Origin of the sequence: Brevibacillus sp. 1238 (assembly GCF_029892995.1) — a bacterium.
Classification (GTDB): Bacteria; Bacillota; Bacilli; order Brevibacillales; family Brevibacillaceae; genus Brevibacillus; species Brevibacillus parabrevis.
This window is the reverse complement of record NZ_JARXWC010000015.1, coordinates 96,848-120,047: the sequence shown is the minus strand read 5'-3', so window position 1 is coordinate 120,047 and position 23,200 is coordinate 96,848. Positions and strand designations below refer to the sequence as shown.

Genomic DNA, 23,200 nt, shown 5'->3' with positions numbered 1-23,200 from the left:
TTGTAACAAATCGGTCAGCCGAAAAAAACGGGAGGATCATCATAAGCGGAGCCAGGTGTACCAATAGCCGCGCGTGAAGAAAAAGAGTGCGGAAGCCAAAAAGACTTTGATGAACAACAAAAGCTGGATCACATCACGCTTCGCTTCCGAAATGTACAGCGCCTGAATCTCTGCGCCAAAGAACGAAATCAGTCCGCACACAGCAAAAACTCCCGCCCACTTCGGATTTCCGCTGTTCATTAAAAAGCCAAGCCCTGTCAGCAGGCAAGCAAGCGGAACCCAGTAAAGCTCCGATTTCCACCACGTGTAGCCTTCCCCGATGCGCTGCACGGTAGCAAAACCGTAAATAAGCGCCAAGCCGAGCATGCCGCAGTAAAGCAAATAGGCGTAGCCAAAAATGAAGGCACTCAGGCACAAAAGCACGCAAACCACGCCTAAATACAAAAGAGTCAGTGCCATGGAGCCGTTCAGTTGCTGAATGCAATAAATTCCTCCCGCGATGAGCAAGACGAAGCAAAACGTTAGAAACAAATGGGTCAGCGGGGGTGCCTGGCGGCGAAATGCGTATCCCAGAATATAGAAAACGAGAGCGAAACAGGCAAAGATGGTAATTTGCATTGGTGTCGTAAAACGGTTAAAATGAAAAGCAAGCAAGATCAAACCAGCAATAACAAAGGCGCCAAGGAGCCAGGCCATCACCATTTTTCCCGTAACCGGAGCAACCGTTCTGGTTGCGTAGGCATACGATGCAGATGGCGATGAGTTGCCTGTCGCAACCCCTGCTCCAGATGCCAGCGCATCCGCTCTCTTCCCTTCTCCCCTGCCCGCGGATGCGGGAGTGCTCGGTCGATCCCCTTCTGTATACAGGTTTAACAGGAAAATGCAGTAATGTTCAGGCAGCAGATGATTGCGCCGCCAGTTTTCAATCTCAGCTATGATGGTTCGCTTGCGCTGGTCGTCCAACGCGGCCCCTCCTTACTCGTGACAGAAAATGATGTAGAAAAAGAAAAGCCTACGTCGGCTAAAACGTAGGCCACATACTTCTTATATCGGCTATTCCAAGAAATCTTTTAAGCGTTTGCTTCTACTCGGATGACGAAGTTTGCGTAGTGCTTTCGCCTCAATTTGACGGATGCGCTCACGAGTGACGCCGAATACTTTGCCCACTTCTTCCAGTGTGCGGGTACGTCCGTCATCCAGACCGAAGCGCAAGCGAAGAACGTTTTCTTCACGATCAGTCAACGTGTCCAGCACGTCTTCGAGCTGCTCTTTCAACAGTTCATACGCAGCAGCATCAGATGGCTCCAGCGCGTCCTGATCTTCGATGAAGTCGCCCAGGTGAGAATCGTCTTCTTCCCCGATCGGCGTTTCCAGCGAAACAGGCTCTTGAGCAATCTTCATGATTTCCCGAACCTTTTCCGGGGTCAGATCCATTTTTTCCGCGATTTCTTCCGGCATCGGCTCGCGTCCAAGCTCCTGAAGAAGCTGACGGGAAACACGAATCAGCTTGTTGATGGTTTCCACCATATGCACCGGAATCCGGATCGTACGTGCCTGGTCTGCAATCGCGCGCGTAATCGCCTGACGAATCCACCAAGTCGCGTACGTACTGAACTTGTAGCCTTTGCGGTAATCAAATTTTTCTACCGCTTTAATCAGTCCCATGTTTCCTTCTTGAATCAGGTCAAGGAACAACATGCCGCGTCCTACATAACGCTTGGCAATCGATACAACCAACCGCAAGTTTGCTTCGGCCAGTCGTCTCTTCGCTTCCTCATCCCCTTGCTCAATCCGCTGGGCCAGTTTGATCTCCTCTTCTGCGGAGAGCAGAGGAACACGACCGATTTCTTTCAGGTACATCCGTACAGGGTCATTGATCTTAATTCCAGGTGGAACGGAGAGATCGTCAAAGTCGAATTCTTCGTTGTCCTCATCCTTCATGATCATTTCGTCGACTTCATCGTCGTCGTCATTCTCATTGTTGTTAATCTCGATACCTTGATCACCCAGGTATTCGAAAAACTCATCCATCTGATCGGAATCCTGTTCAAATGCTGCGAGGCGATCTGTAATTTCCTTGTACGACAAAACGCCGCGTTTCTTGCCTAATTCGACCAACTGCTCCTTCACTTGTTCGATGGACATTGCTTCCATGTCAGAAGTGATATTTTGCTTGTTCATCTACTTTCCCTCCTTCCCCGGGAATGATCTGAAGCTACCCTTCTTTTAAAGCATTTTCCAATTCAAGAATCTTCATCCCTGTTAAGGCAGCTTGAATTTCCAGTTGTTTGCGCGCATCCTCGCTGTCCGCTGCGGCCGCTTGGAGGTGTAAGCTCCGCTGCTCATCGCGCAATCGTTCCAACTCGGCACGCTTCGGGTAGTTATTCACTTGTTTGATGTAGTCACCGATCTCTAAATCGGATACGTCTTCCTTGCACTCCATCATGGCCAATCCCGAGGCTAATTGCTTTAACAAATCGTCTTGCACGTAATGTATGAACCCTCCAGGGTCTTCCGGGTTTCCCTCTGCGTAGTAGGCGTACAGGTAGGCAGCCAGCGCATCGTGTTCGTCCACTTGAAAGTGGGCGCTGCATTCCTCCTGGACGCGGGCGGCGATTTCTTCATTCCGCATCATGTAGTACAGCAGCATGCGCTCAGCCGTGTGGTAAGCGGGTGGCAGTGTTTTCGCGAGCGTAACTTTGCCATTATTTATACTATTATTCCATGCTGACGGCACTTTATCCCTTTGGCGTTCACTTTTTTGCTGTTTATAAACGCGTTTGGACTCCCATTTCAAATCGCCGAGAGTAAGGGAATATTCATCCGCCAATTGCCGCAAATACATATCCCGCTCCACCGGGCTTTCCAGCTCGTTGATGATTTCCACGGCTTTGGCGATCAAGCGAGCCTTGTCCGTCTCATCATGTATTACGATCTGGCTTCGTAAATGTTTCAAGCGAAAAGCCGTAACCGGCATCGCCTGCAGCAGCACTTGCTGAGAAAAGGCTTCAGCACCGTGCTGGCGTATGTAATCATCTGGATCGACACCTTGCGGCAAAGGAGCTACCCGAACGATGAGACCCGCCTGCTGCAGTATGTGGATTGCCTTGCTTGTCGCTTCCTGACCAGCAGCATCTCCGTCGTAGCACAGCACGACCGAATCGACATTGCGGCGAATCATCCGTGCCTGCTGCTCGGTCAAAGCGGTCCCCAGCGTAGCAACTCCTTGGGGAAAACCCGCCTGCCATGCCGAAATGACATCGACATACCCTTCAAACAGTAGTGCCTGCTTCCTCTTTCTAATATACGGACGGGCACGGTGAAGGTTGAACAGGGTAGCGCTTTTGTTAAACAAAAGGCTTTCCGGGCTGTTTAAATACTTCGGTTGAGATTTTGGCTGAGAGCCGGCCAAGAGGCGGCCGCCGAATCCGATGACATTTCCCTGGGTGTCCTGGATCGGGAACATAATTCGTCCCCGGAAGCGATCAAATACTTTTCCTCCATCGCTTTTTGCCAAGAGACCAGCGTCCACCATCAACTCCTGTGAAAAACGCCGTTTTTTCAAAAACTGCGTCACGAAATCCCAGGAATCCGGGGCAAAGCCGATCTGAAACTCGGCAATCGTCTGAGGAGACATTCCGCGCTTGGCTAAATACTTCATCGCCTCCACGCCATATGGCGTCTCCGTCAGCACGTAGTGGTACAGCTTCGCGACAAGCTGATGCGCTTCCTGCATGGCTTGCTTCGAGCGCTTTTCTGGAGATTCCTCTACTTGCTGTGTCTGGGGCACGGCGATCCCGGCACGCTCCGCCAATTTGTGCAATGCCTCTGGGAACGTCAGCTGCTCCAGTTTCATTAAAAAGGAAAAGACATCCCCACCTGCCCCGCAGCCAAAGCAATGAAAAAACTGTCGCTCTGCATTCACATTGAAGGAAGGGCTCTTTTCAGAGTGAAACGGACATAGACCGAGAAAGGCACGACCGCTTTTTCTCAGTTGAACGTACTCTCCTACAACGTCTACGATGTCGACAGCGGCACGCACTTGGTTCACAAATTCATCTGAAGTGGGACCTGTCATGTCTTTCCACCTTTTTAGGAGAATCGCACGATGAGATTATTTAGTTCGTCAAAATTCGTCAAATTCCTTCTTTGTCTTAAACTTCTTTTCTTCTTTTCTACTTTTCCACATTTCCGCGAGCAATAAACGCTCTTGCGGCTCCTGGGGAACAAACCTTTCCTAACTGATTTTCTACAAAAGTCGTCAAATTCCTTCTTTTGACCTATTTCCTTTCACTTCGGAGATTGTTTTTGCGAATGATCTCCAAAATGATGTTGGCTGTTTCCTCTACTGCCTTGTTGGAAACGTCAATGACCTTGCAGCCCAATCGGTCAATAATCCGCTTGGAGTAAGCAAGCTCCTCTGTAATCCGGTCCAGGTTCGCGTAATTGGCTTGCGCCGTCAATCCGAGCGCTTTGAGTCGTTCGGTACGAATGCCGTTCAACTGCTCCGGATTGATGGTCAACCCGATACACCGCTCCTGCGGAAGCTGGAACAGCTCTTCTGGCGGCTCCACTTCCGGGACAAGCGGAACGTTCGCCACTTTCAGGCGCTTGTTTGCCAAGTACATGGAGAGCGGCGTCTTGGAGGTGCGCGATACGCCGATCAGCACAACGTCCGCCCGCAAAAGTCCGCGTGGATCGCGTCCGTCATCGTACTTGACGGCGAACTCGATGGCGTCCACCTTGCGGAAATACTCCTCGTCCAGTCTGCGCACAAGCCCCGGCTTGCCAGTCGGCGGCTCCTTCAGCATGCCTTGCAGCGTGTTCATGAGCGGACCCATGACGTCAATGGCCGGAATGCTGTGGATCGCCGCCTGCTGGGTGATATAGGCGTTCAATTCCGGGATGACCAGCGTAAAGACGATCATCGCCTTCGATTCTTTTGCAGAGGCAATGATTTCGTCGATGGATTCCTTGTCTTCTATGTAGGGATACTTTTGCACATCGAACAAAAAACGGTCAAATTGACTGGCTCCTGCGCGAACGACAAGCTCAGCCGTTTCGCCAATGGAGTCCGAGACCACGTAGATGAGCTGTCCTTGTTGGTTACCTTGCATCCATTCTCCTCCTACACTTTCGGTTCGCTGCCCAATTCAACAAATGCTTTGGCGATCGTCGTCTTCGTAACCCGTCCCATCAATTCCATCTGTCTCGGGTCCTCATCGCTGGGTCGTACGACAGGCAAGGAGTCGATCTGAAAATCGATCAGCTTCTTCGCCGCTGCGTACAAGGTTTCCTCCGGGCCACAAGTGATGATATTCGGCATCCTGGACATGATGATGCTGACCGGCACATCTTCCAGCGTCTTGTTGCCGAGCGAAGCGCGCAAAAGGTCCTTGCGGGAGATGACGCCAGCCAAATATCCTTTTTGATTGACGACGAACAACGTTCCGACATCCTCCAGAAAGAGGGTAACGATTGCATCGTAAGCGGAGGCGGACTCGGAAACTACGATCGGCACCGCCTTGTAATCATTGACGATCAGTTTGTGAAGCCGTTCACTAATGACGGAGCTTGCTGGTCTGCCGGCATAAAAATACCCGACCCGAGGTCTGGCTTCTAAATATCCTGACATCGTGAGGATGGAGAGATCAGGGCGCAAAGTAGCGCGAGTCAGATTGAGGCGCTCCGCGATATGCTCGCCCGTAATCGGCCCGTCATCCTTCACTATCTGTAAGATCTGCTCTTGACGCTTGGTAAGCTCGATGACCAATCACCCCGGTTCTGTCTTTACCTCTTCCTAGTATTACTCTATTCGACCGGATATTCCTTCTTTCGCGCGGAAAAAAGGTGCCCCCGTCTCATTATAGGACGGAGGCACCAGCCTATTCGTTGTTAGGCAAATACAATTTTCGCGAAATCGGCATAGGCGTTCAAAAGACGGGAGATGCAAAGAAGCATGCCCAGTCGGTTAGCGCGAACAGCCTGATCTTCCGCCATAACCATGACTTTATCGAAAAACGCCTGAATCGGCTCGCGCAACGTCGAGAGCGTCGCCAAAATTTTCGCTTGGTCATCCAGTCCTTGCACTTCTTTGGCGACAGACTGGTAAGACTGGTACAGATTGCGCTCGGCTTCTTCGGCGAACAGCGCTTCGTTCACGCTGTCGGATTCCGCTTTTTGCGCGAGGTTGTTCACCCGCGTAAACTGCTCGACGATCAGCTTGAAGTCCTCAGCTGCAACAGTCGCCATCAGCGCCTTCGCTTTTGCCAGCACATCGGGAACTTTGGTCAAATCTGCGCTCAACACGGCGTCGATCACATCGTAGCGCACGTTGTTTTCTTGCAGAACGTTTTTCAGACGAAGGGCGAAGAAATCGACCAGATCCTTTTTCACTTCTTCTGCCGTCCGTTTGCTTACGCCTTGTGCACTGTAGCCTTCGAGCGCTGCATCCCACAGTTCGTCGAGGGACAGCTGCCAGTTGCGTTCCAGCAAAATGCTGACAATCCCCGCTGCCATCCGGCGCAGACCGTATGGGTCCTGGGAACCTGTCGGCACGATCCCGATGGCAAAGCAGCCGACGATCGTATCCAGCTTGTCAGCCATGCTCGCGATTGCTCCCTGTGCGGAAGCAGGCATCAGGTCGCCAGCGAAACGTGGCAAATAGTGCTCGAACACACCGCGCGCCACGAGTTCGGACTCCCCTGCCTTGCGGGCGTAATCCTCACCCATGATGCCTTGCAGTTCAGGGAACTCGCCGACCATGTTGGTCACGAGGTCGAACTTGGCGATTTCTGCGATTCGGTCTACTTGTTTGGCTTCTTCTGCACTTACTCCGAGCTTGCTTGCAATCAGACCCGCTGTTTTGCGCACGCGGCGGACCTTGTCTCCAATCGTTCCCAGCTCCTCGTGGAAAACGATTGTCTCCAGCCGCTTCAGGCAGCTGTCGATGGACAGCTTCTGGTCCTCTACATAGAAGAAACGGGCGTCAGACAGACGGGCGCGCAGCACTTTTTCGTTTCCTTTTGCTACATTTTCCAGAGCGCGGCTGTCGCCGTTGCGCACGGTAACGAAATGATTGAGCAGTTGTCCCTGCGCATTTTCCACCGGGAAGTAACGCTGATGCTCGCGCATGGAAGTGACCAGTACTTCGCGCGGAATCGTCAAAAACTCTGCTTCAAACGTGCCGTACAGCGCTGTCGGATACTCGACCAGATGGACGACTTCATCCAGAAGCCCCTCATCCATCGGGATCGTCCAGCCGTGTTCCTGCTCCAAACGGCGGATTTGCTCCACGATCGTCGCCCTGCGCTCTTGCGGGTCGACCATGACGTGCTGTTCCGCCAGCTTGCTTACGTACTCACTCGGGTGAGCGAGCGTCACTTCCGTCCCGAGGAAGCGATGGCCGCGGGAGATGCGTCCGCTTTTTACTCCTGCGATCTCCAGGTCAATCAATTCATCGCCGAACAGGGCTACCAGCCAGCGAATCGGGCGAACGTATTTCAAGTCTCTCGCGCCCCAGCGCATATTTTTCGGGAAGCTCATGCCTGCAATCACTTCGGAGAGGTGCGGCAAAATTTCTGTCGTCGCCTTGCCCGCTTCCGCTTTTCTCGCGTGCACGTATTCTACGCCGTTCACTTCTTTAAAGTACAAGTCGTTCGGGTCGACGTTGTTGCTGCGTGCGAAGCCAAGCGCTGCCTTGGACCAGTTGCCCGCTTCGTCCTGTGCGATTTTCTTTGCCGGACCTTTTGCTTCGTCGTTGCGATCCGGCTGCTTCTCAGCGAGTCCGGTAATCAGCAAGGCGAATCGGCGCGGCGTCTCCAGCGCAGTAATCTGGTCGAAGGGAACGCGCTCTGCCGTCAGCCACTTCTCCACTTTTTCCTTGAATTGCGTTGCTGCCAGGGCCACAAACCGCGCTGGCATTTCTTCCAGACCTACTTCTACGAGCAAATCGCGTTTACTCATTTGTATCCTCTCCCTTCACCTGTGCCGTTTCTTCCTCGTGTGTACCGTCTTTTTTCAAAAGCGGGAAGCCGAGACGCTCGCGCTCTGCGTAGTACGTTTGTGCCACTTCGCGGGACAAATTGCGGACACGTGCGATGTAGCCGGTGCGCTCTGTCACGCTGATCGCCCCTCTGGCGTCCAGAAGGTTGAACGTATGCGAACATTTCAGCACGTAATCGTACGCCGGATAAACCAGGCGCTCTTTCATCAGCCGTTTTGCTTCTGCTTCGTATGTGTTGTAAAGCGTGAACAGCATGTCTACGTCAGACAGCTCAAACGTGTATTTGGAGTGCTCGTATTCAGGCTGTAAGAACACGTCTCCGTACGTGTAGCCGTTGCACCATTCCAGATCGAACACATTTTCCTTTTCCTGAATGTAAGAAGCCAGGCGTTCCAGACCGTACGTCAGCTCAACGGCAACTGGCTTGCACTCCAGACCGCCGACTTGCTGGAAGTAGGTGAACTGGGTGATTTCCATACCGTCGAGCCACACTTCCCAGCCAAGCCCCCATGCGCCCAGACCCGGATGCTCCCAGTTGTCTTCCACGAAGCGGATGTCGTGCTCCAGCGGTTCAATCCCCAACTGACGCAGACTCTCCAAATACAGCTCCTGGATGTTGTCCGGCGACGGCTTCATGATCACCTGAAACTGGTGGTGCTGGTACAGACGGTTCGGGTTTTCCCCGTAGCGGCCATCCGCCGGGCGACGGGACGGCTCCACGTACGCCACGTTCCACGGCTCAGGTCCGATGGAGCGCAAAAATGTCATCGGGTTCAGTGTACCCGCTCCTTTTTCCACGTCGTACGGCTGCACGATCAGGCAATTTTGCTTGGCCCAAAAGTTTTGCAGCGTCAAAATGATGTCTTGAAATGTCATTTTCATGCTCTTTTCCTCCTCCAAAAATAAAAACCTCCCGCCTCTACACTGTCTGCAAAACGACAGTGTAGGGACGAGAGGATTCTCGCGGTTCCACCCTACTTGGCGAATACGTTCTTCGCCCACCTTCTAAAGACCAAATTGCTCCGGAATGCCCTTCATCAGCGTGGTGACCGGGCTTTCACCTTCCCCGGTTCGCTTTTTGCACACAGTGGCCGACTACTCTTTTCCTTCATGGCAACGTTCGGTATGTAAGTTTGTTCCTTATCATAACGAAAAGAAAATCGAATGTCAATCAGTCACTGTCGGACTGGGCCATCCTTTCCATTCGCTCCAGTTGTTCCAGAAATGCGCGACTTTTCAGCCTCAGATCAAGATGCTCGTCCATGAAGCTGCGAATCACATGCTTGAGCTGGCTGCGCGTCGCCGGCTTCACCTCGATGTCGCCCAAACGTTCCAAATCAAATACCTGGAACAGCCGCAACAGCTTCCAGGTAGAAGGCGTGACCGCCAGTGCATACGGGTCTGATGGCTGGCAAGACGGGCACAGCAACCCGCCCTGCGATACGCTGATCGCATAAGGCTCCCGCTGTTGTCCGCAGTTCGCACAAGCTGACAGCTGCGGCGAAATCCCGGCTACAATCAGCATCTTCACCTCGAAAATCCGGCACAAAATTTCCGGGTCCACCCCTTCGTCCAGATAGCAAAACGTCTGCAGTAATAGCTGGAACAAATACGGATTCGGCTCCCGTTCATGTGTCAATCGATCCAAAAGCTCTGCTATGTAAGCGGCATAAGCCGTCGCAGTGAGGGCTTGCCGCATGTCCCGGAAGGAATCCACGATGTCACCCTGCGACAGATCGGGCATTCCCGCTCCGGGCCCTGCCTTGCACAGAAAATAACCGTGCGAAAACAACTGGGAGACGGCGGCAAGACGGCTCTTGGTCTTTTTAGCACCGCGCGCCATCACGCCTAGCTTGCCGTTCTCCCTGGTAAACAACGTCACCACTTTGCTGGACTCGCCATAGTCCACGCTGCGAATGACAATCCCTTCCCATTTTACAAGCATGCCTGCGAGTCACCCAATTCTTCCTGGGCAAAATCAAGCAGAACGTCTTCTGAAGAGCCTTCCGCCTGATGGTGATCGCGGTAGAGAAGGTAAGCATGGATGTCACCGGTTGAAGCGAAAACTCTCCAAGAAAAGTCACGAAGCATGGAGCATCATCCTTTCCTGTATCGGGTCTATCCACTTCCTTCTTAGAATCACCTGCGCCCGTTATTATATGCCTTGGAAAAATTAACACGAATGAAAACGAAGGACAGCCATCTGCCTATTCTTCGTTGTAAAAGCCGAAGTTGCGCAGCATCCGCTCCTGGTTGCGCCAGTCCTTTTTCACCTTGATCCACAGCTCCAGGAATACTTGATCCCCCATCAGCCGCTCGATATCTTTTCTCGCCCGTCTGCCGATTTCTTTCAGCATCTGGCCTTTTTGTCCGATCAAAATGCCGCGCTGCGAATCGCGTTCCACGTAAATCGCCGCGTAAATGTACAGCGTCTTCCCGTTTTCGCCGCGCTTCATTTCCTCCACGACGACAGCAATCGAATGGGGCACTTCTTCGCGGGTCAAATGCAGAACTTTTTCGCGAATCAACTCGGCCACGACAAAACGCTCCGGATGATCGGTCACCTGGTCGGCCGGGTAGAACATCGGCCCTTCTTCCATTTCCCCCATGATCGCTTCGGTCAAGGAAGCAGTGTTGTTGCCCTCCAAGGCGGAAATCGGAACGATCTGCTTGAAATCGTACAACTGGCGGTAATCGTCGATAATCGGCAACAGCGCTTCCGGATGAACCTTGTCAATTTTGTTGATCACCAAAAATACCGGAGTCTTAACTTGCTTCAGCCGCTCGATGATGTAGTCGTCACCCGCTCCGCGCTTTTCGGTCGCGTCTACCACAAACAGCACGAGGTCGACTTCATTGAGCGTATTTTCAGCCACCGACACCATGTAGTTGCCCAGCTTGGATTGCGGTTTGTGAATCCCTGGCGTATCGATGAAGATGATTTGCCCTGCTTCCGTCGTATGAACAGCGGTGATTTTGTTGCGCGTCGTTTGCGGCTTATTGGACATGATTGCGATCTTGTGGCCGACGACGTGGTTCAGCAGCGTCGATTTCCCTACGTTCGGGCGCCCCACGATAGATACGAATCCTGATTTGAATGATTGTTTGGTCTTGCGGTTATCCACGTAAATCCTCCTTGGAAAATGCCCCCGGCAAAAGGGCAGATACTGTTGTTTCCTCGACGTCGCCTTTCAGGTTGGTCAAGTATACAGGCATGTCCGGCGGGCAAAGCTCAGCCAACACCTGACGGCACGCGCCGCACGGAGACACCGCTCCAGGGGTGTCCGCCGCCACAGCCAGCGCCTTGAACGTGCGGTCCCCCTCCGAATAAGCTTTGAACAGGGCCGTACGCTCTGCGCAGTTGCACAGCGAGTATGCAGCGTTTTCGATATTGCCGCCCAAATAAACCTTGCCGCTCTCACACAACAGCGCTGCGCCCACCTGAAACTTGGAGTAAGGCACATACGCCAGTTCTCTTGCTTGGATCGCACCAGCAAGCAATGCTTGTTTATCCATTCTCATCATTCCTCTTATGCGTAGTCTCTACTATTTTTTCTGACGGGGCGCATTATGGTCCATCCTGACGACGGGACGCCAAGAGACCAGACTTTACGGCCTCCCAGTAAGGCCCGTCCGGTCGTTCTCATGGCACAAACTTTGCGTTTCCCCAGTCAAATCGCTGCTTCCGGGCTACCCCGCTATTTTTTGCAGCAGCGGCGGCCCGAAGACGATAAACCCGATGATGGCAGACAGGATAGCCGCTACGAGCACTGCTCCGGCGCAAGCATCCTTGGCTATTTTCGCCTTTTCATGCCACTCGGGAGAAGCGAGGTCAACGGTCGCTTCTACGGCCGTATTCACCAGCTCCAGCGAAAAAACAAGGCCGATAGAAAAAAAGACCAGCAAAACATCGCTGCGGGGAATTTGCAGCCACCAGGCCGCCGCCAAAACGATTACAGCAGCGGCTACGTGGATTTGCATGTTTCGCTGTGTCTTTACGGTATGCCCAATTCCTTGCATGGCGTACGAAAAGCTGCTCGCCATTCTTCGGAGTTCTTTCAACGTAATCTCCTACCTCGTCAAGCCGATCTGCTCCAAAACCTGTTCCTGACGGGAGAACATTTCTTTCTCCTCTTCCGGCGTACCATGGTCGTAGCCGAGCAGATGGAGAAAGCCATGCACAGCGAGGAAGCCCAGCTCTCTTTCGAAAGAGTGGCCGTAGTCTTCGGCCTGCTCCTTGACTTTTTGCACAGAGATAATGATATCCCCCAGCATGTTCGGAACTTCGTCCGCTTCGCCCTCGTCGAAAAAGATTTCCATCTCGCCTTCGCCCGGCTCGTTCATGGCGAAGGACAACACGTCGGTTGGGCGATCCACGCCGCGGTAATCGCGGTTCAGCTCGTGGATTCGCTCATTGGTGACCAGAGTCACTACGACTTCTCCCTGTACGTCCTCCAGCTTTGCGCAAGCTTCGAGGCATTCGGTCATCAGTTTTTGCAAGCTTTCATCAAGCGGTTCGATTTCTTCGTGGAGGATTTCTACAGATAGCACAGATGAACGATCTCCTTTTTACACACCATTTATCAATAGCCGTGGTCGACTTCTTCTTTTGCATAGGCAGCGATAATTTTTTGCACCAGACTGTGGCGTACGACATCGCCTTCCTGGAAATGGATGAAAGCTACATCCGGTATCGCGCCTAAAATGCGCTGCGCTTCACGCAAGCCGGATTTTTTCCCTTTCGGCAAGTCCACCTGTGTTACGTCTCCGGTAATCACCATTTTGGAGCCGAAACCAAGCCTGGTCAAAAACATTTTCATTTGCTCGGGAGTGGTGTTTTGCGCCTCATCCAGAATGACAAACGAGTCCTCCAATGTACGCCCACGCATGTATGCCAAAGGAGCCACTTCAATCAGTCCGCGCTCCATCATCTTGGCTACCTGCTCGTTTCCAAGCATGTCATACAAAGCATCGTAAAGCGGACGCAGATACGGGTCTACTTTTTCTTGCAGATCGCCAGGCAAAAAGCCCAAGCTTTCTCCCGCCTCTACAGCCGGTCTGGTAAGAACGATCCGTTTGACACGTCCATTTTTCAACGCGTTTACTGCTGTGACCACTGCCAAATACGTTTTTCCCGTTCCGGCAGGCCCTATTCCGAAGACGATGTCGCGCTTCTTGATCGCCGACAAATAGTGCCGCTGTCCGAGAGTTTTGGCCCTGATTACTTTTCCGCGCTGGGTGCGCGCCACTTCCTCATCATAAACATCCAGCAGTTGGGCTGCTTCTCCCCGGCCTACGAGCATCATCGCGTACGAGATGTCTCGTTCGGACAAAGCGATTCCTCTGCGGATCAGCTGCAGCAAAACACCGATCAGCTCGGTCAGCTTATCCACTTCCGGCTTGTCGCCGCTAATGACCAGTTCGCCTTCGCGGGTCATGATTTGGGCAGGACTTTTTTCCTCGATCAGCTTTAGGTACGCGTCGTGCGGTCCAAACAAAAGCAGAGCCTCAGATGCGTCTGAAAACGGGATTCTTACCTCATCTTGTACGTGCAACAGGCTTCCATCTCCTTGCAACGGTTATCAGCAATTGACGTCACGGATTGCCATTGTTCACGGGTGACTGGGGTACGATTGGCTGTTCAACGGCAATTTCTTCAATGACGGAAAAATGAATGCTTACGTAAACTTTACCATTCTCTGCGGTGACGTGCAAAACTTTTTCGTCCTGAATGAACGCATCTTTACCAGCTTTTTGCAAAATGTCTGCTCTGGCGAATTTTTTCGCTACTTCCGTGGCCTCTTCTGTGCTCAATTGCTTCGTAACCGGCTCGATTTGCGCATATTCGACCGTTTTCCAGCCTACTGGCGACGTGTATCCCGCATAGGAAGGAACGTAGCGTTTTTCCGACGTCTGGGCTTCGGAAAACAGCTCTTTGTTAAACGGCCACACTTGAATCGCATACGATCCCACCAGCAAATACTGCTGCTCCTGCTTCTCTCCGGTCAGCCGATAGATCGTTTGCTTCAAAGGGACAGAGGTGTTGCTTACATACCAGACTTCTCCCTGCACCTTGCCTCGCGCCGATACGGCTTGCTGGCGCGTGTCATTGCCAATGATTCCGGAGATGAGCACCTGGCCTTTTTCGACAAGCTGATTGTTCGTCACCTGGCTTTTGCCCACTTCCGGGAGAATTTTATGGATGACAGCACGCTTTTTGGCGACGAGATGGCGCGGCCCCGTCGCCAAAGGCTTGACGGGCGCTTCCTTTTCCACCACTTGCAGCCTGACCTTCGTTCCCTGAATGTCGATTCCGACCCAGGCGGCTTCCGGCAACAAGCTCAACAGCTCTTTTTGCAGCAGCAGCGGTTCCTTTAGTTTGACCTTCCATGCCCCTTGTTTAATCCCGATCTCGTCCGCAGCGCGAATGACGCGTGCAGGGTCGATGTGCTTCGTTCCCGTTACTTCCACGCTCCATACAAACGAGGAAAGCATGTACAATCCAATAAAAAACAAAACAGCGCCAATAGCCAGTCCAGCGCGCCTGCGCACGCGGAGCAGCCAGAAAGGCAATCCGTCCCTGTTTTCCACGTGGCTGCGACAGCCTGTCTCCTTCAACAGCGGCCTGAGGCGAAAATAGTCGCGAATCAGAATATCGCAGCGGCTCACCTCCGCACCGACCCTGCGAATATTCCAGATTCGAATGCCATCCCGCACGGCCATATTCAGCAAACGCTCAAACCGCTTACCCCGTACGGTGATGGTGATGTGTCCATCTACCCATTCCTTGAGTCCGTTTCGCATATGTGCCGTCCACCTTTCCTTGTGCTAGGAGCCTTGTGGCCCTGTCTCCAAAAATTTGACTCCGCCAATCCTTCCTTCGAGAAGCACCTCTTCCGGCAAAATCGCCCGGATGACAAGCTGTTCGCCTGAGACAATCATCTGGCCGTTTGTAAGCAGCAGACGCAGCTCGTGTTCGCTGAAATGCAGAACACCGCGATGATTCTCTATGTACATTTGCAAATGACCGATCATCGTAATGCGCGGGACTTCCAGGACCACATCTTGCGGCAGATCCAACACACCTCCGGCCAATTGGCGCAGACGGCGGCTCCAACGCTTCATGGATAAGCCCCCCTTCTACAGGCGCACGCGCCTCGTTTTCTGAAAATGGGTCGTGCCACTTTCGGTACAATATCATTCTTACCTATGCGTATGCGAGCGAACGGTGCGGCATTCATACGAAAACCAGTGCACGGCATTTTGCAAAATGGACGAGTTGATCTGCGGGGAGGTTAGCATAAGGCAAACCCTCCATCTGGTTTTTCCCAGCACAAGGGTTGGTTACGACTATGGCTGCAAGCTGCTCGTTTTTTACAATCCAACAAAAAAACAGGCAAACATTTGTTTACCTGTTTTTCTGTACGTTATTTGCTTATTTTTCGTGAACGCTGGGCAAAGTAAGAAGCTTTTGAGCGCGGCTCGCCAAAGATGAGCGCCCACTTCATCCCTTCCCGCGGATCGAGAGGAGCAGCAGACTGCGGCTTGACGCGCTGCGCCGCCGACATTTGTCTGGTCGCGCTCGATGTACGGATCGTAGAACCTGTCGAAGCGCGTACAGGCTCGGAAAATGCCCACTCCTGCTCCACTCCGACGCCTTCCATCGACTCCGCTCTCGATTCCAGCGGCTCGTATTTGGCCGTGGCCCGTACCGTTTTTCGCTCTTGCTGCGCATCTGGCGCAGGCTCGGCTGTCCAAGGTGTATCCACAGGTGTCAGGGGCTTGTTTGGCAATCCTTGCGACATCCGCTTTCCTTTGGCTTTTTCTTTTCCCAGCAGCTTGTAGCCGATGTAACCCAAAATAACGAACCAGAACTTTCCTAGCAGAGGCAGAATCCAGTCAATCAGGTCAAGGAAAAGATCAAAGAGATCTTCCATGGCAATCGCCCTTATTCTTTCTGATCAGGCGAAGCAGGGTCCTGTTTGTCACCTGAGTGCCCGAACGATTCGCGCATTTGTGTATCGGCTGCGATGTTCTGCAGGTTGTAGTAATCCATGACGCCCATTTTGCCGCTGGTCAACGCTTCTGCCAATGCAAGTGGAACTTGTGCTTCCGCCTCGACTACTTTTGCTTTCATTTCTTGTACGCGGGCGATCATTTCTTGTTCCTGGGCAACCGCCATCGCACGACGCTCCTCGGCTTTTGCCTGCGCAATGCGCTTGTCGGCTTCCGCTTGGTCCGTTTGCAGCTGTGCCCCGATGTTTTTGCCGACATCTACGTCCGCGATATCAATGGAGAGAATTTCAAACGCTGTACCAGCGTCCAGACCTTTGTTCAAAACGGTTTTGGAGATGAGATCAGGGTTTTCCAATACGTCTTTGTGGCTGTTGGAAGAACCGATCGTGGAGACAATCCCTTCACCGACACGGGCGATGATCGTTTCTTCACCAGCACCACCGACCAGACGGTCAATATTGGCGCGAACGGTTACTTTCGCTTTCGTGCGCAGCTCGATACCGTCTTTTGCCATCGCTGCTACGACAGGAGTTTCAATCACTTTCGGGTTAACGCTCATTTGCACGGCTTCCAATACATCGCGCCCTGCCAAGTCAATCGCTGCGGCGCGTTCAAAGCCGAGCGGAATATCTGCGCGTTGCGCTGCTACGAGGGCGTCGACAACGCGGTCAACGTTACCGCCTGCAAGATAGTGGCTTTCCAGTTGGTTCGTGTCCAGCTGCAAGCCTGCTTTGCGAGCTTTAATCAACGGGTTCACGATGCGGGATGGAACGACCCGGCGCAAACGCATCGCCACAAGTGTAATAATCCCGATGTTCACGCCCGACGCGAGGGCGGAAATCCAGAGCATGACTGGTACAAACGAGAAGAAAATCGAAAGGGCCACGATGGCTACAGCCACCATAAAAATTAGGGGAATCAATCCGCTTTCCAACATAATGCTGTCACTCCTTTATTCTTGTTCAGACACGACGACACGCGTCCCTTCTACTTGCACGACGACAATCGCCGTTCCGGCTGCGATGAAGCCTCCGGCAGATACCGCATCGACACGCTTGCCTTCCACTTTTACGACACCAGCAGGGCGCAAAGGCGTCAGGGCAATGCCGGACTTGCCCGTGAGATCACGCTGATCTTTCGGGGCCACATAGCCTTCCTCGTTGTGCTGTGCGTCACCGAGGACGAACTTGCCAAAAAGTCCTTTGATGCCGTAACGCTTGACGAGCAGAAACGTTACAACAAGTGTAACTACAGCCGCAATTCCCAGCGAGGCGAGTCCTTGCTGCGTATCGTAGGCAGCCATCACCAGGCCAGTCACGATACTGATAAAGCCGATGGCTCCGACGATGCCGCCTGGCAGGAAAATTTCTAGAATCATGAGTAAAATTCCGATGACAAACAGACCGATGTGCAGCCAGTTTGCAAAGCCTGCGACATAATGCCCGAAGAAATACAAGCCGAACGAAACTAGCGAAATCGTTCCGGCGACGCCAAAGCCTGGTGCAAACAGTTCAACGACAATCCCGACCAAACCGATGACCAGAAGCAAGCTCATGACGTACGGGCTGGTTACCCAGCGCGCAACCTTTTCCCCGCCAGTCGGCTCGATCACATGCAGAGAGTCGTTGGAAATTCCCAGGCTGGCAAGCAGCTCCTCTTTTCCAGAAACGACGTGATCTGCGTAGCCGAGCGTTTTCGCTTGCTGCGCATCGAGCGAAAGCACGGTTCCTTTTGGCTTCAGTCCCGGAAACTCCGTATCGATTTCGACCATTGCTCGCGCCACGTCCGGATTGCGTTGGTTCAGACTGGCGGCAGCGGTCATTTTTTTGCTCCATCCCGAGATGAACTTGATGTCTGCTGCATTGCCCGCCAGATCAATCGGTGTAGCCGCTCCCATGCTGCTTCCTGGCGTCATAATGATTTCGTTGGCGTTCAAAGCGATGTATGTTCCCGCTGAGAAAGCCTGGTTATCAATATAGGCGATGGTATGCATGGGTGATTGGCGAATCAACTGGCCAATCTGATCAGCAGCGTCCACTTCGCCACCTGGCGTATTAATATGCAAAATGACAAGGTCTGCTTTTTCTTCCTGTGCATCTGCGAAAGCCCTTGCAAGGAAACTCTCCAAGCCACGCTCGATTGTGTTGTCTACCGGAATCCAGACCGCTTTCTGATAAGACTGGGCCTGAATGCCTGGCGTAAACAAAAACATCGAGAAGCCCGTGATCAGGCAAAGAAGAGACAGTAGCAATCGCATCCGCCGCAACGCTAACCTCGTTGCAGTCATGACATTTACCTCCTTCCTCGTATCAGCTTCAACTTATGCCCAATAAGGTATACGAACAAAGGAGGAGATTGTTTCAGATTTTTGTCAGCTTTTGGGGAAACAAAGAAAAAACCCAACCGTCATCCGGCTGGGCTTTTCCATTCGTATCTATATGAGGTGTTGCTTATCTACGATGGTAGTTCCTCAGATACAATCTTTTGCACGAGGTTTCCGTCTGCTCTGCCTTTCACTTTCGGCATAAGTGCTCCCATCACTTTGCCCATCTCCTTCTTGGAGGTGGCATTGGTGGCAGCAATAGCTTCCCGAACGATATCGCGAATCTCATCTTCGCTGAGCTGAGCGGGTAAGTAAGCGGAGAGCACATCGATCTCTTCGCGCGATTTTAAGGCAAGTTCTTCACGGCCTGCCTTCTCAAATTCGTGGAGGGATTCACGGCGTTGTTTTAACTCACGAGTCAAGATGGTCAGCACTTCGTCTTCAGACAAAGTTCTGCCTTTGTTAATCTCTTCATTCTTTAAAGCGGCTTTCACCATGCGAATAACAGAGAGTTTTAGAGCAGCTTTGTCTCTCATTGCTTGCTTCATATCTTGATCGAGTCGCTCCATTACACTCATGATGGGCCCTCCGTCCATTAAAACTTACGCTTACGAGCTGCTTCGGATTTCTTTTTACGCTTAATGCTAGGCTTCTCAAAGTGGCGACGTTTACGCAGTTCCGCCATCACCCCGGATTTGGCGCTCTCACGCTTGAAGCGGCGAAGTGCGCTATCCAAAGACTCGTTTTTCTTGACTCGAATTTCTGCCATTTGTCTTCCCTCCCTCCGCTAAAACCGTGGGACGCCTGAATCGTCGTACGAACAGACTGTCACACTTCATTATAGGATAGATGACTAATGAAGGTCAACCTTTAGTTCATTTTTATTCGTGAAATCCTGCCAAGAGGTGGTAATGAATATGGAAAACTTCTTGTCCGCCTTCTTTTCCGCAGTTATTAATCAGGCGAAATCCTGGCAGCTCCAGCTTTTTCGCCAATGTCTGCGCTACTTGATGAATATGGCCGATCAGCGGCAAATCTTCCGCTGTTACATCCATTAATGTCGCAATCGGCTTGCGCGGGATGATCAGCAGGTGGACGCGTGCCTTTGGCGCGATGTCGTGAATCACGATGACGTGTTCGTCTTCATATTCTACGCGGGCTGGAATTTCGCCCTCCATAATCCGGGTAAAAATGCTTTTCTCCATGTGGGAAACCCCTTTCAGCTATATAGATGGCTTCGATGTTTTGCAAAGCACAGATAGTTTCATGATAGCGGACAGCACGAAGCAAATGCAACGGCTTGTCCCGCACTTTTGTCTTGCGGCCTTCCCGGGCGCATGGTAGCATGACTTCGAGGATTCACGAGTTCGTGACCGGATGACTTCGCGATTTCACGTGCGCGTGGTCAGCTTCGAGGTTGGAGATGGATCATATAGAAAAAAGGAGTTCGTGCACATGAAACCACTTGCACTGGAACAGGCGACAATCAATGCAGAAGGACTCTTGCTGGCAGGCTCTCCGCACCTTGTCTTGTCATCGGTTCACTTTGATACCCGCCAACTGAAAGCGGGTTCTTTATTCGTGGCGCTGACAGGCGGCGCTCGCGATGGGCACGATTTTTTGCTGCAAGCAGCCGAACAAGGAGCGGTAGCCGCACTCGTATCCAATCAGGAAAAAATTCCCGCTGGCTTGCCCGAGGAGTTCGGGCTGATTCTCGTCAATGACACGCTGCGCGGTTTTCAAAAGCTGGCAGCTGCCTATCGGAAAGACTTTGCGATCCCGCATATCGCGATTACGGGCAGCATCGGGAAAACGACGGTGAAGGACATCGTAGCTCACGTATTGGAAGCGCGATCCCCTGTCTACAAGACATATAAAAACTTGAACAATCATTTGGGCGTGCCGCTTTCCTTGCTGCAAATGGAGCCGCAGCACCAGGCTGCCGTGCTGGAGCTGGGGATGAATCACGCCGGAGAGATCGACTTATTGGCTTCGCTCGTCAAGCCGGAGATCAGCGTCATTACGTATATCGGCGAGTCGCATCTGGAGTTTTTCGGCACGCGGGAAAAGCTTGCGCTCGCCAAAGCCGAGCTGCTCCCCCACACCGCCCCTGACGGCCTGGTTCTTCTCAACAAGGACTCGGAGTATTTGCCGCGAGTGGCCCATCTGTATGCCGGGGAGATCATGTACTATTCCGTGCTGGAGCCTTGTGACATCTGGGCGGAACATATTCAGCCGAATGATAATGGAACACAGTTTGACGTCTGCTTCGCGAATGGCGAACGCTTCTCCGCCTTTCTCCCGCTTCACGGCAAGCATAGCGTGCTGAACGCGCTTCCTGCGATTGCGATTGCGAAAAGACTGGGGATGGACACAGAACAAATCGTGCAAGCGCTCTCCACGGTCAAGCTCTCTGCCATGCGGTTTGAACAGGTGCATTCCAGACACGGCTCCCTGTATATCAGCGATGCATACAACGCCAGTCCGTCTTCCATGGAAGCTGCTGCCCGGACGTTCGCCGAGCTGTTTCCTGGCCGCAAAAAAGTGCTCGTCTTGGGCGACATGTACGAGATGGGCGAGCAAAGCGCTCACATGCACGCAGGAGTCGGCGAAGCGCTCAACGATCTTGTCGAGCACATCGAGCTGCTCGTCACCGTTGGCGAGGATACGCAACATCTTCATCGCGCCTATAACGGCAACAAGCTGCATGTGGCAAGCAAACCGGAGGCGCTCGCCGCCCTTCTGCCATTGCGCGATGCCAGCCATGCCTTTTTGTTCAAAGCGTCGCGCGGGATGGAGCTGTGGACGCTTTTGACTGATCTGGAACAGCACGAATAGAAAAAAAGAAAGCCGCCTCTCGGATCAGTTGAGAGACGGCTTTTTTGCGTTTGCTTGTAGGTCGTAAAATTCAGATTGCTATTCCAGCCCTTCGGCTTCCACGATGTTGCGCTGCTTATCGGCATGGCGCTCTATCGCCAGCTGCACCAGGCGGTCGATCAGTTCGCTGTAGCCCACACCCGCTGCCTGGAAAAGCATCGGGTACATGCTGAACGGGGTAAAGCCTGGCATCGTGTTTACTTCGTTAATGTACAGTTGGTCGTTTTTCTCATCCCAGAAAAAGTCGACGCGGGAAAGCCCTGAGCCGTCCAGCGCCTGAAATGCCTTTTTCGCGATATCGGAGATGCCTTCTGCGACATGCGCAGGAACGACCGCAGGAATGGACAGCTCTGTGCCCGCTCCCTTGTACTTGGCTTCGTAGTCATAAAATTCTTTGGCCGCGATAATTTCGCCGACGACAGACGTGACCAGCTCCTCGTTGCCAAGCACGCCGATCTCCAGCTCGCGCACCGAAACAAACTCCTCCACGATCAGCCTGCGGTCAAAACGGGCAGCCAGATTGATCGCGGTCACCAGTTCTGCGCGGTTCTTCGCCTTGCTGATTCCGACGCTGGAGCCCATGTTCGCTGGCTTGACAAAGCATGGGTAGCCAAGTTCACGCTCGATTGTTTCCGCCACTTCCTCGGGACCTTTTTCCCACTGGGAGCGCAAAAACCCTACGTACTTAACCTGCGGCAAGCCCGCTTGGGCAAAAACCGTCTTCATCATCCACTTGTCCATCCCGACAGCGGAAGCCATCACGCCTGTTCCCACATATGGCAGGTTGACCAGCTCCAGCAGTCCTTGAATCGTGCCATCTTCCCCGTTCGGCCCATGCACGACAGGAAAAATCACATCGACTTGCTGCGCGATATCGAACAAGGAGTCAGATTTTTTTGCCGGATCGCCGGAAGCGAGGCGCAGTGTGTCGATGTTTTGCGGCACCTGCTCAGCGAAAGCGTCTCCTTTTACCCAAGTTCCGTCCAACTGAACGTAAATGGGCGTTACCTCGTATTTATTTGCATCGACAGCCTTCATGATCGACAAGGCCGTACGCAATGAAACCTCGTGCTCCGAGGATTTTCCTCCATAAATAATTCCTAGACGGATCTTATCGTTTCCCATCCGTGCCATGCTCCTTTCCTCTGTGGCAGGCAAAGAGTCTACCCTTGAGTTTCATCTCTCTCCTATGCTATGCAAGCGCCCAGCATCTGCTCTTTGTACCGGGCAAAGCCCGTCATTTAGCATACACAAACCGACTGCCAAATACAAGAGAAGCAAGTATCACCCACGCATGAACTTTGTCATATCATGGGTAGTAAAAACACTGTCATGGAGCTATTTTGCTGGAGGGATGTCCATGAGAGACTACTTGCTTTATTGTACGTATTGCTCCACGTACACGTTGTTGCACAGCTTCGATAAAGACGCCGGAACTTTTTTGGGGGAATACTCGCTCCTGCACAATGATTACACGCGCGACAACATCGTTTTGAACAAATTTTTGCTCGCTCACCTCGGCCACACCATCCGGCCTATTCCCTCCCAGACGGATGACTATCGCCAAATTATTGGCAACGCCTCGCATTTTCTCGAAGACGACATCGATAAATACGTGGAGGAAAGCCAGCAACGGGCGAAGTTTCGGGAGCGGGATCGCAAAAGCGAGCGGGAAATCGGCCAGGTCCAGCTCTATCTCATCGAGCATTTGCTTGTTCACGAGTTGCATACGCTCAGCCAGGCGCGCGCCGCTACCCCCGCAGAAGGACAAGTCTTGCTGGGAAAAGAGCTTGGCTTCAAAAAGGCTCTCGACCTCGTCCGGCAGGTGAAAAACGACAAGCAGTTTGCGCAGTAAGCCTGACTTCGCCTAGCGGACGGGACGCTTGAATATCTGCCAGCTTGTTTGGGCAGCGGACTGGTCGCTCGAATGTCTGCCAGCTTGCCCGGGCAGCAGCTTAGCCCTGTGCGTCCCATCCTTT

Annotated in this window: 25 protein-coding genes; 2 read left to right on the top strand and 23 right to left on the bottom strand. The window is 52.6% G+C overall.

The window, feature by feature from the left end:
- Nucleotides 1–39: 39 nt before the first annotated feature.
- The 22 genes from M2298_RS24605 to M2298_RS24500 form a co-directional block, all read right to left on the bottom strand.
- Entirely contained in the window at nt 40–963 is a 924-nt protein-coding gene (locus M2298_RS24605; protein ID WP_122964081.1) for a hypothetical protein, read from the bottom strand.
- 90 nt (nt 964–1,053) lie between these two features.
- Nucleotides 1,054–2,181: an RNA polymerase sigma factor RpoD gene (gene rpoD, locus M2298_RS24600; protein ID WP_063231413.1), complete on the bottom strand. Its 1,128-nt coding sequence runs from the start codon at nt 2,179–2,181 to the stop codon at nt 1,054–1,056.
- Nucleotides 2,182–2,215: 34 nt separating this feature from the next.
- Nucleotides 2,216–4,078: a DNA primase gene (gene dnaG / locus M2298_RS24595; protein WP_122964082.1), complete on the bottom strand. Its 1,863-nt coding sequence runs from the start codon at nt 4,076–4,078 to the stop codon at nt 2,216–2,218.
- A gap of 202 nt (nt 4,079–4,280) precedes the next feature.
- The gene (locus M2298_RS24590) at nt 4,281–5,117 is read right to left on the bottom strand and encodes a pyruvate, water dikinase regulatory protein (protein ID WP_063231411.1); all 837 of its coding nucleotides are present in this window, start codon (nt 5,115–5,117) and stop codon (nt 4,281–4,283) included.
- An 11-nt stretch (nt 5,118–5,128) separates the two neighbouring features.
- Nucleotides 5,129–5,773, bottom strand: coding sequence for a transcriptional regulator CcpN (gene ccpN, locus M2298_RS24585; protein WP_063231410.1), 645 nt, complete (start codon nt 5,771–5,773; stop codon nt 5,129–5,131).
- A 122-nt stretch (nt 5,774–5,895) separates the two neighbouring features.
- The gene (gene glyS, locus M2298_RS24580) at nt 5,896–7,965 is read right to left on the bottom strand and encodes a glycine--tRNA ligase subunit beta (protein ID WP_173597407.1); all 2,070 of its coding nucleotides are present in this window, start codon (nt 7,963–7,965) and stop codon (nt 5,896–5,898) included.
- Nucleotides 7,958–8,881 (bottom strand): glycine--tRNA ligase subunit alpha, encoded by a 924-nt coding sequence (gene glyQ, locus M2298_RS24575; RefSeq protein WP_063231428.1) that lies wholly within the window; start codon nt 8,879–8,881, stop codon nt 7,958–7,960. Before glyQ ends, glyS begins: the two co-directional genes overlap by 8 nt.
- 295 nt (nt 8,882–9,176) lie before the next feature.
- A complete protein-coding gene (recO, locus tag M2298_RS24570; protein WP_173597408.1) occupies nt 9,177–9,950 on the bottom strand; it encodes a DNA repair protein RecO in 774 nt (257 codons plus the stop codon).
- On the bottom strand, nt 9,941–10,096 hold the full coding sequence (locus tag M2298_RS24565; RefSeq protein ID WP_083955823.1) for a YqzL family protein: 156 nt from the start codon (nt 10,094–10,096) through the stop codon (nt 9,941–9,943). Before M2298_RS24565 ends, recO begins: the two co-directional genes overlap by 10 nt.
- A 116-nt stretch (nt 10,097–10,212) precedes the next feature.
- Nucleotides 10,213–11,130, bottom strand: coding sequence for a GTPase Era (era, locus tag M2298_RS24560; protein ID WP_122964085.1), 918 nt, complete (start codon nt 11,128–11,130; stop codon nt 10,213–10,215).
- Complete coding sequence (gene cdd / locus M2298_RS24555; protein ID WP_063231406.1) at nt 11,123–11,521, bottom strand: cytidine deaminase; 399 nt, start codon at nt 11,519–11,521, stop codon at nt 11,123–11,125. Before cdd ends, era begins: the two co-directional genes overlap by 8 nt.
- A 174-nt stretch (nt 11,522–11,695) precedes the next feature.
- Complete coding sequence (locus M2298_RS24550; protein WP_122964086.1) at nt 11,696–12,067, bottom strand: diacylglycerol kinase family protein; 372 nt, start codon at nt 12,065–12,067, stop codon at nt 11,696–11,698.
- A gap of 9 nt (nt 12,068–12,076) precedes the next feature.
- Nucleotides 12,077–12,556: an rRNA maturation RNase YbeY gene (gene ybeY, locus M2298_RS24545; RefSeq protein WP_122964087.1), complete on the bottom strand. Its 480-nt coding sequence runs from the start codon at nt 12,554–12,556 to the stop codon at nt 12,077–12,079.
- Nucleotides 12,557–12,588: 32 nt separating this feature from the next.
- Complete coding sequence (locus M2298_RS24540; RefSeq protein WP_122964088.1) at nt 12,589–13,560, bottom strand: PhoH family protein; 972 nt, start codon at nt 13,558–13,560, stop codon at nt 12,589–12,591.
- Between the two features lie 40 nt (nt 13,561–13,600).
- A complete protein-coding gene (gene yqfD, locus M2298_RS24535; RefSeq protein ID WP_122964089.1) occupies nt 13,601–14,809 on the bottom strand; it encodes a sporulation protein YqfD in 1,209 nt (402 codons plus the stop codon).
- 24 nt (nt 14,810–14,833) lie between these two features.
- Nucleotides 14,834–15,130 (bottom strand): sporulation protein YqfC, encoded by a 297-nt coding sequence (gene yqfC / locus M2298_RS24530; protein WP_007777585.1) that lies wholly within the window; start codon nt 15,128–15,130, stop codon nt 14,834–14,836.
- 302 nt (nt 15,131–15,432) lie between these two features.
- A complete protein-coding gene (locus tag M2298_RS24525) occupies nt 15,433–15,942 on the bottom strand; it encodes a hypothetical protein (RefSeq protein WP_122964090.1) in 510 nt (169 codons plus the stop codon).
- Between the two features lie 11 nt (nt 15,943–15,953).
- Entirely contained in the window at nt 15,954–16,958 is a 1,005-nt protein-coding gene (floA, locus tag M2298_RS24520; protein WP_122964091.1) for a flotillin-like protein FloA, read from the bottom strand.
- A 15-nt stretch (nt 16,959–16,973) separates the two neighbouring features.
- Nucleotides 16,974–18,308, bottom strand: coding sequence for an NfeD family protein (locus M2298_RS24515; RefSeq protein ID WP_173597409.1), 1,335 nt, complete (start codon nt 18,306–18,308; stop codon nt 16,974–16,976).
- A gap of 167 nt (nt 18,309–18,475) precedes the next feature.
- Nucleotides 18,476–18,922 carry a GatB/YqeY domain-containing protein gene (locus M2298_RS24510; RefSeq protein WP_063231398.1) on the bottom strand — a complete coding sequence of 149 codons (447 nt, stop codon included), beginning with the start codon at nt 18,920–18,922 and terminating at the stop codon, nt 18,476–18,478.
- 17 nt (nt 18,923–18,939) lie between these two features.
- Entirely contained in the window at nt 18,940–19,113 is a 174-nt protein-coding gene (gene rpsU / locus M2298_RS24505; RefSeq protein ID WP_007727630.1) for a 30S ribosomal protein S21, read from the bottom strand.
- Nucleotides 19,114–19,225: 112 nt separating this feature from the next.
- Nucleotides 19,226–19,549: a histidine triad nucleotide-binding protein gene (locus M2298_RS24500; RefSeq protein ID WP_122964093.1), complete on the bottom strand. Its 324-nt coding sequence runs from the start codon at nt 19,547–19,549 to the stop codon at nt 19,226–19,228.
- A 250-nt stretch (nt 19,550–19,799) separates the two neighbouring features.
- On the opposite strand from M2298_RS24500, the gene M2298_RS24495 reads away from it, so the two are divergent.
- Nucleotides 19,800–21,182 carry a UDP-N-acetylmuramoyl-tripeptide--D-alanyl-D-alanine ligase gene (locus M2298_RS24495; RefSeq protein WP_173597410.1) on the top strand — a complete coding sequence of 461 codons (1,383 nt, stop codon included), beginning with the start codon at nt 19,800–19,802 and terminating at the stop codon, nt 21,180–21,182.
- A gap of 78 nt (nt 21,183–21,260) precedes the next feature.
- Here the strand turns inward: M2298_RS24495 and M2298_RS24490 are convergent, their stop codons facing one another.
- The gene (locus tag M2298_RS24490; protein WP_122964095.1) at nt 21,261–22,346 is read right to left on the bottom strand and encodes a D-alanine--D-alanine ligase; all 1,086 of its coding nucleotides are present in this window, start codon (nt 22,344–22,346) and stop codon (nt 21,261–21,263) included.
- A 235-nt stretch (nt 22,347–22,581) separates the two neighbouring features.
- Here M2298_RS24490 and M2298_RS24485 point away from each other — a divergent pair, with 235 nt between their 5' ends.
- On the top strand, nt 22,582–23,076 hold the full coding sequence (locus tag M2298_RS24485) for a hypothetical protein (RefSeq protein ID WP_122964096.1): 495 nt from the start codon (nt 22,582–22,584) through the stop codon (nt 23,074–23,076).
- The last annotated feature ends 124 nt before the right edge of the window (nt 23,077–23,200 follow it).